Genomic DNA, 7,991 nt, shown 5'->3' with positions numbered 1-7,991 from the left:
ATCGCGGATCCTTTTCCCCCACCTTCTTTTCTTCCGTTCTGCTCTTTGGCGGGGGTGGTTGAAGAGAGTTTCTCGGGCGGGGGGGGCCCCCCCCCCCCCCCCCCCCCCCCCCCCCCCCCAACCCCGTGTCGGCGGCGAGCACTTGCCGGACCGGCACACCGCTCCGGGCTCCAGCCGCTTCCCGGTCCGGCCCACAGGTCCGTGCGGCAGAATGCACCGCATGACGACTACAGGCGACAAGACCGTGCGGACCGTCGGCGCGAGCCGGGCCCTGGCCTGGCTGCTGGTGATCACCGGCGCGGCCGGGCTGCTGGCGGCCTGGGTGATCACGATCGACAAGTTCAAGCTGCTCGAGGACCCGAACTTCACGCCGGGCTGCAGCCTCAACCCGGTCGTCTCCTGCGGCAGCATCATGAAGAGCGAGCAGGCGGCGGTGTTCGGCTTCCCGAACCCGATGCTCGGCCTCGTCGCCTACGGCATCGTGATCTGCGTCGGCATGAGCGTGCTGGCCGGGGCCCGCTTCCGGCCCTGGTACTGGCTGACCTTCAACGCCGGCTGCCTCTTCGGCGTCGTCTTCTGCGCCTGGCTGACCTACCAGTCGCTGTACAGCATCAACGCCCTGTGCCTGTGGTGCTCCCTGGCCTGGGTCGCCACGATCTTCATGTTCTGGTACGTCACCGCGCACAACGTCCGCGAGGGCATGCTGCCCGCCCCGGGCTGGCTGCGCGGCTTCCTCGACGAGTTCACCTGGGTGCTGCCGGTCCTGCACGTCGGGATCATCGGCATGCTGATCCTGACCCGCTGGTGGGACTTCTGGACCTCCTGAGCCGCTCCCGGGCTGTCGGCGGGAGCGCTTAGGCTTCCCGTGTGGAACCAGACCTGTTCACCGCCGCAGCCGAAGAGCGCCAGGAGAAGGACCCGGCGAGCTCCCCGCTCGCCGTCCGGATGCGCCCGCGCAACCTGGACGAGGTCGTCGGCCAGCAGCACCTGCTGAAGCTCGGCTCGCCGCTGCGACGGCTGGTCGGGGAGGGCGCGGGCGGTCCGGCCGGCCCGTCGTCGGTGATCTTGTGGGGCCCGCCCGGCATCGGCAAGACCACCCTCGCGTACGTGGTGAGCCAGGCGACGCAGAAGCGCTTCGTGGAGCTGTCCGCCATCACCGCGGGCGTGAAGGAGGTTCGGGCGGTCATCGACGGCGCCCGGCGCGCGGCCGGCGGGTACGGCAAGGAGACCGTCCTCTTCCTCGACGAGATCCACCGCTTCAGCAAGGCCCAGCAGGACTCGCTGCTGCCTGCCGTGGAGAACCGCTGGGTGACGCTGATCGCGGCGACGACGGAGAACCCGTACTTCTCGGTCATCTCCCCGCTGCTGTCGCGCTCGCTGCTGCTGACCCTGGAACCGCTGACCGACGACGACCTGAGCGCCCTGATGCGCCGGGCCCTGACCGAGGAGCGGGGCCTGGGCGGGGCCGTCTCCCTCCCGGCGGACGCCGAGGCGCACCTGCTGCGGATCGCGGGCGGGGACGCCCGACGGGCCCTGACGGCGCTGGAGGCCGCCGCCGGTGCGGCGCTGGCCAAGGGCGAGGACGACATCAGCCTGAAGACGGTCGAGGAGACGGTCGACCGGGCGGCCGTGGCCTACGACCGGGACGGCGACCAGCACTACGACGTGGCGAGCGCGCTGATCAAGTCGATCCGCGGCTCGGACGTGGACGCGGCCCTGCACTACCTGGCCCGGATGATCGAGGCGGGGGAGGACCCGCGGTTCATCGCCCGGCGGCTGATGATCTCAGCGAGCGAGGACATCGGCCTGGCGGATCCGACGGCCCTGCCGCTCGCGGTGGCCGCGGCCCAGGCGGTGGCGATGATCGGCTTCCCGGAGGCGGCGCTGACCCTGTCGCACGTGACGATCGCACTGGCGCTGGCCCCGAAGTCGAACACGGCGACGACCGCGATCGGTGCGGCGCTCGCGGACGTCCGGGCGGGCCTGGCGGGGACGGTGCCGGCGCACCTGCGGGACGGGCACTACAAGGGCGCGGCGAAGCTGGGGCACGCGGTGGGCTACGTGTACCCGCACGACGTGCCGGGCGCCATCGCGGCGCAGCAGTACGCCCCGGACGCGGTGCACGGCAAGCGGTACTACGAGCCGACGCGCTACGGCGCGGAGGCGCGGTACGCGGACGTGGTGGAGAAGGTCCGCGAGCGGCTGCGCGGCTCCTAGCCGGCGGCGGCGAAGAGGTTCTGCATGGCCCGGTGCAGGCCGCGGACGTCGCCGACGGGCGTGGGGAAGTCGAAGCGGGCGTCGAAGGAGGACGCCGAGCGCGGGCAGGTGAAGCGCACGCGCAGGCCGAGCCGGTCCAGGGCGAGGGGGACGGCGGTCAGGCCCGTGCTCTCCCGCGGTCCCAGCAGGGAGCCGAGGTCGGCGATCCGGTCGCGGTGGGCGGCGGCGAGGTGCTGGAGGAGCTCGGTCTCATGGGCGGCGACGGGGTCGGGCTCGGCCGCGGCGAGGTCGTCGGGGTCCACGCGCTCGGCGCCCCACAGGTCGTCCACCGAGATGTCGCCGACCTCCAGCCGCAGCAGCACCCACTGCGGGCTGCCGTGCAGGCGCAGCAGCTCGCCCACGGGGTGGCGCTCGGCGAGCAGCGCGGCGCAGGCGGCGCGTTCCTCGTCGCCGACCCCGGTCAGCCACCCGGCGAGCCACGCGCGGCCTCGGATACGATGGGGCACGGACACCGGCGCCACGTCCGTGATCTCGATCACGGCGGTGAGGTCGTCGTCCTGGGCGTGCGCGGCTGCCCTGGCAGCCTTGGAATCCCCTGATACCAGGAGAATCACGTCCCCGTCCGGGGTGACGGTCGCAGCGGCCGGCATCCCCGTCCACCACTCTCCCTGGTCACGAGCACCGGGCAGGGTGAGGGATACTGAGGCGTTGGACTCTACGAGGGTTCGTACGCGTTCGGCTCCGGTGAGCTGCCGAACGCCTTCCCTGGGACGCGGCTGACCTTGCCTATCGTCGTCGAAAGCGGATTCCGTTTCGTTGGAATCCGAACTCCGATGCGCACTGGGCAGGGGGATCCCATGCGGTCGAGACATTACGTCCTCCTCGATAAGGTAAGCCTCACCTAACTTACATGGAGGTAGGTTCCCCGTGAACCAGAAGCGACCCAAGGTCAAGAAGTCGCGCGCTCTCGGCATCGCCCTGACGCCGAAGGCCGTCAAGTACTTCGAGGCCCGCCCCTACCCGCCGGGCGAGCACGGCCGTGGCCGCAAGCAGACCTCGGACTACAAGGTCCGTCTGCTCGAGAAGCAGCGTCTGCGCGCTCAGTACGACATCTCCGAGCGTCAGATGGCCCGCGCGTACGACCGCGCGAAGAAGGCCGAGGGCAAGACGGGCGAGGCGCTGGTCGTCGAGCTCGAGCGTCGTCTCGACGCCCTGGTCCTGCGTTCGGGCATCGCCCGCACCATCTACCAGGCCCGCCAGATGGTCGTCCACGGCCACATCGAGGTCAACGGCGCGAAGGTCGACAAGCCGTCGTTCCGTGTCCGCCCGGACGACGTCATCACCGTTCGCGAGCGCAGCCGCGAGAAGGTTCCGTTCCAGATCGCCCGTGAGGGTGGCTACGCAGGCGAGGGCGAGACCCCGCGCTACCTGCAGGTCAACCTGAAGGCCCTGGCCTTCCGCCTGGACCGCGACCCGAACCGCAAGGAAATCCCGGTCATCTGCGACGAGCAGCTCGTCGTCGAGTACTACGCCCGCTGATCATTCGGCAGGCGTAGCCCCACAGGCTGGTCAGCCCGCCGGCTCCCCCTCGGGGGAGCCGGCGGGCTTCCTGTTTTCCGGCCCCCGCCGACGGGGCACCCCGCCCGCGGGCCCCGACCGGCCCCGGGGCAAGATTGTTTCCGGAGTCCCGTGGGCCCGCGAGCCGGGATTTCCGGTACGGCTGCGTATCTCCGGCGCGATAGGGTCGGAGAACGACTTTTCTACGTAGCGATCAACATGCAGAGAGCGGTGCAACGTGTCCGGTGGAGAGGTGGCCGGGATCCTCGTGGCCGTCTTCTGGGCAATTCTGGTCTCCTTCCTGGCCGTGGCGCTGGTGAGGCTGGCCCAGGTGCTCAAGGCGACCACCAAGCTGGTGGCCGAGGTGACCGACCAGGCCGTCCCGCTGCTGGCGGACGCCTCCACGACCGTCCGCTCCGCGCGCACCCAGCTCGACCGGGTCGACGCCATCGCCAGCGACGTCCAGGAGGTCACCTCCAACGCGTCCGCGCTGTCGTCCACCGTGGCCTCCACCTTCGGCGGCCCGCTGGTCAAGGTCGCCGCCTTCGGCTACGGGGTCCGCAAGGCCCTGGGCCGGACCCAGGAGGGTGCGCCGCCCGCCGCTGAGCGACGTACCGTGATCGTTGGACGTACGGTGCCGGCGGCCCGGCGCCGGAAGCAGAAGGGCTGACCCACGCCGATGTTCCGCCGAGCCTTCTGGTTCACCGCCGGCGCAGCCGCCGGCGTGTGGGCCACCAACAAGGTCCACCGCCAGCTCAAGAAGCTGACGCCGGAGAGCCTTGCCGCCCAGGCCGCAGACAAGGCCGTGGAGGCGGGCCACCGCCTCAAGGAGTTCGCCCTCGACGTCAAGGCGGGAATGTCCCAGCGCGAGGACGAGCTGAATGACGCACTGGGGCTGCACCAGGACCCCGACCGGCCGGGCAGTGTCACCGCCCTCCCCGGGCCGCGGCGACTGCAGGCCCTCGAGAACGACCCGCACCGCGGGACCACCCGACCGAACTTCTCCCACATCAACCGGAATGAGGACCACTGATGGAGTCGGCTGAGATTCGCCGCCGCTGGCTGAGCTTCTTCGAGGAGCGCGGTCACACCGTCGTCCCTTCGGCGTCGCTCATCGCGGACGACCCGACTCTGCTCCTGGTCAACGCGGGCATGGTCCCGTTCAAGCCGTACTTCCTCGGTGAGACCAAGCCGCCCGCCCCGCGGGCCACCAGCGTGCAGAAGTGCGTCCGTACCCCGGACATCGAAGAGGTCGGCAAGACCACCCGCCACGGCACGTTCTTCCAGATGTGCGGCAACTTCTCCTTCGGCGACTACTTCAAGGAAGGCGCCATCAAGCTGGCCTGGGAGCTGCTCACCGCGCCCCAGGACAAGGGCGGCTACGGCCTGGAGCCGGAGAAGCTCTGGATCACCGTCTACCTCGACGACGACGAGGCCGAGACGATCTGGCGCGACGTGATCGGCGTCCCCGCCGAGCGCATCCAGCGCCTGGGCAAGAAGGACAACTTCTGGTCCATGGGCGTGCCCGGCCCCTGCGGCCCCTGCTCCGAGATCAACTACGACCGCGGCCCCGAGTTCGGCGTCGAGGGCGGCCCCGCCGTCAACGACGAGCGGTACGTGGAGATCTGGAACCTCGTCTTCATGCAGTACGAGCGGGGCGCCGGCGACGGCAAGGAGGACTTCCCGATCCTCGGTGACCTGCCGTCGAAGAACATCGACACGGGCCTCGGCCTCGAGCGCCTGGCGATGATCCTGCAGGGCGTGCAGAACATGTACGAGACCGACACCCTGCGCGTCGTCATGGACAAGGCCACCGAGCTGACCGGCGTCCGCTACGGCCAGGCCAAGGACACCGACGTCTCGATGCGCGTGGTCGCCGACCACATGCGCACCTCCGCCATGCTCATCGGCGACGGCGTCACCCCCGGCAACGAGGGCCGCGGCTACGTGCTGCGCCGCATCATGCGCCGCGCCATCCGCAACATGCGCCTCATGGGTGCCACCGGCCCCGTGGTCAAGGAGCTCATCGACGTCGTGATCGACACGATGGGCCAGCAGTACCCGGAGCTCGTCACCGAGCGCAAGCGCATCGAGACCGTGGCCCTCGCCGAGGAGGCCGCGTTCCTGAAGGCCCTCAAGGGCGGCACCAACATCCTCGACACCGCCGTGACCGAGACCAAGGCCGCCGGCGGCACGGTCCTCTCCGGCGACAAGGCGTTCCTGCTCCACGACACCTGGGGCTTCCCGATCGACCTCACCCTGGAGATGGCCGCCGAGCAGGGCCTTTCCGTGGACGAGACCGGCTTCCGCCGCCTGATGCAGGAGCAGCGCGACCGCGCCAAGGCCGACGCCAAGGCCAAGAAGACCGGCCACGCCGACGTCTCCGCCTACCGGGAGATCGCCGACACCGCCGGCGGCACCGAGTTCACCGGCTACGCCACCAACCAGGGCGAGGCCACCATCGTGGGCATGCTCGTCAACGGCGTCTCCGCGCCCGCCGCCTCCGAGGGCGACGAGGTCGAGGTCGTCCTCGACCGCACCCCGTTCTACGCCGAGGGCGGCGGCCAGCTCGCCGACCAGGGCCGCATCAAGCTCGACACCGGCGCCGTCATCGAGGTCCGCGACGTCCAGCAGCCGGTCCCCGGCGTCTCCGTCCACAAGGGCTCCGTCCAGGTCGGCGAGGTGACGGTCGGCGCCTCCGCGTACGCCGCCATCGACATCAGGCGCCGCCGGGCCATCGCCCGCGCCCACTCGGCCACGCACCTGACCCACCAGGCGCTGCGCGACGCCCTCGGCCCGACCGCCGCCCAGGCCGGTTCCGAGAACAGCCCCGGCCGCTTCCGCTTCGACTTCGGTTCGCCGAACGCCGTCCCCGGCACGGTCCTCACCGACGTCGAGCAGAAGATCAACGACGTGCTCTCGCGTGAGCTGGAGGTCACGGCCGAGATCATGAGCATCGACGAGGCGAAGAAGCAGGGCGCCATCGCCGAGTTCGGCGAGAAGTACGGCGAGCAGGTCCGCGTCGTCACCATCGGCGACTTCTCCAAGGAGCTGTGCGGCGGCACGCACGTCGGCAACACCGCCCAGCTGGGCCTGGTGAAGCTGCTCGGCGAGTCCTCGATCGGCTCCGGCGTGCGCCGTGTCGAGGCCCTCGTCGGCGTGGACGCCTACAACTTCCTCGCCAAGGAGCACACGGTCGTCGCCCAGCTCCAGGAGCTGGTCAAGGGCCGTTCGGAGGAGCTGCCGGAGAAGATCGCCTCCATGCTCGGCAAGCTGAAGGACGCCGAGAAGGAGATCGAGAAGTTCCGCGCGGAGAAGGTCCTCCAGGCCGCCGCCGGCCTCGCCGAGAACGCCCAGGACATCCGCGGCGTCGCCCTCGTCGTGGGCCAGGTGCCGGACGGCACCGGTGCCGACGACCTGCGCAAGCTGGTCCTCGACGTGCGCGGCCGCATCCAGGGCGACCGCCCGGCCGTCGTGGCGCTGTTCGCCACGGCGGGCGGGCGGCCGCTGACCGTGATCGCCACCAACGAGGCCGCCCGCGAGCGCGGTCTCAAGGCCGGTGACCTGGTCCGTACCGCCGCCAAGACCCTCGGCGGCGGCGGTGGCGGCAAGCCGGACGTGGCCCAGGGCGGCGGTCAGAACCCGGCCGCCGTCCCGGACGCCATCGCCGCGGTCGAGCGCCTGGTCGTGGAGACGGTCTGACCATGACACTGCGCCGCGGTCGCCGTATCGCCATCGACGTCGGGGACGCCCGGATCGGGGTCGCCACCTGCGACCCCGACGGGGTGCTCGCCACACCGGTGGAAACCGTTCCGGGCCGGGACATCCCCTTCGCCCACCGGCGGCTGCGGCAGCTCGTCGAGGAGTACGAACCCCTGGAGGTCGTGGTCGGTCTGCCCCGCTCGCTCAGCGGGCGGGAAGGGCCGGCCGCGGCCAAGGTGCGGGCCTTCGCCACCGAACTCGCCAAGGGCATCAAGCCGGTGGTGGTCCGCCTGGTGGACGAGCGGATGACCACGGTCACCGCGGCCCAGGGCCTGCGGGCCTCCGGCCGCAACGCCAAGAAGGGCCGCTCGGTCATCGACCAGGCCGCCGCCGTGGTGATCCTTCAGAACGCTCTTGAGACCGAACGGGTATCGGGTAATCCGCCTGGCGAGTGCGTCGAAGTGGTTGTCTGATCGCGGTACGGTAACGTTCCGCGAGACGCGGCGACATTCGAA

The 7,991-nt window shown here is 70.7% G+C and carries 8 protein-coding genes; 7 read left to right on the top strand and 1 reads right to left on the bottom strand.

The features are described from left to right. Positions 1 to 220: 220 nt before the first annotated feature. Positions 221 to 826, top strand: coding sequence for a vitamin K epoxide reductase family protein (locus ACZ4VL_RS35060; RefSeq protein WP_468208359.1), 606 nt, complete (start codon positions 221 to 223; stop codon positions 824 to 826). A gap of 41 nt (positions 827 to 867) precedes the next feature. Next, positions 868 to 2,217 carry a replication-associated recombination protein A gene (locus tag ACZ4VL_RS35055; protein WP_468208357.1) on the top strand — a complete coding sequence of 450 codons (1,350 nt, stop codon included), beginning with the start codon at positions 868 to 870 and terminating at the stop codon, positions 2,215 to 2,217. On the opposite strand, the gene ACZ4VL_RS35050 is transcribed toward ACZ4VL_RS35055, so the two are convergent. After that, positions 2,214 to 2,867 carry a DUF2470 domain-containing protein gene (locus tag ACZ4VL_RS35050; protein WP_468208355.1) on the bottom strand — a complete coding sequence of 218 codons (654 nt, stop codon included), beginning with the start codon at positions 2,865 to 2,867 and terminating at the stop codon, positions 2,214 to 2,216. The two genes, ACZ4VL_RS35055 and ACZ4VL_RS35050, sit on opposite strands and share 4 nt — an antisense overlap. Before the next feature lie 277 nt (positions 2,868 to 3,144). Here ACZ4VL_RS35050 and rpsD point away from each other — a divergent pair, with 277 nt between their 5' ends. From rpsD to ruvX, 5 genes are all read left to right on the top strand, one after another. Further along, positions 3,145 to 3,756, top strand: a complete 612-nt coding sequence (gene rpsD, locus ACZ4VL_RS35045; protein ID WP_361091565.1) for a 30S ribosomal protein S4 — start codon at positions 3,145 to 3,147, stop codon at positions 3,754 to 3,756. A 256-nt stretch (positions 3,757 to 4,012) separates the two neighbouring features. Next, positions 4,013 to 4,444, top strand: coding sequence for a DUF948 domain-containing protein (locus tag ACZ4VL_RS35040; RefSeq protein WP_468208352.1), 432 nt, complete (start codon positions 4,013 to 4,015; stop codon positions 4,442 to 4,444). Positions 4,445 to 4,453: 9 nt separating this feature from the next. Then, positions 4,454 to 4,807, top strand: coding sequence for a DUF6167 family protein (locus ACZ4VL_RS35035; protein ID WP_468208349.1), 354 nt, complete (start codon positions 4,454 to 4,456; stop codon positions 4,805 to 4,807). Beyond that, positions 4,807 to 7,476 carry an alanine--tRNA ligase gene (alaS, locus tag ACZ4VL_RS35030; RefSeq protein ID WP_468208346.1) on the top strand — a complete coding sequence of 890 codons (2,670 nt, stop codon included), beginning with the start codon at positions 4,807 to 4,809 and terminating at the stop codon, positions 7,474 to 7,476. Before ACZ4VL_RS35035 ends, alaS begins: the two co-directional genes overlap by 1 nt. Positions 7,477 to 7,478: 2 nt before the next feature. Further along, on the top strand, positions 7,479 to 7,949 hold the full coding sequence (gene ruvX / locus ACZ4VL_RS35025) for a Holliday junction resolvase RuvX (RefSeq protein ID WP_468208343.1): 471 nt from the start codon (positions 7,479 to 7,481) through the stop codon (positions 7,947 to 7,949). Positions 7,950 to 7,991: the final 42 nt, after the last annotated feature.

It is taken from the genome of Streptomyces sp. NPDC029014, assembly GCF_055564695.1.
Note: the sequence above shows the minus strand (reverse complement) of the source record. Positions and strands in the feature narration are given on the sequence as shown.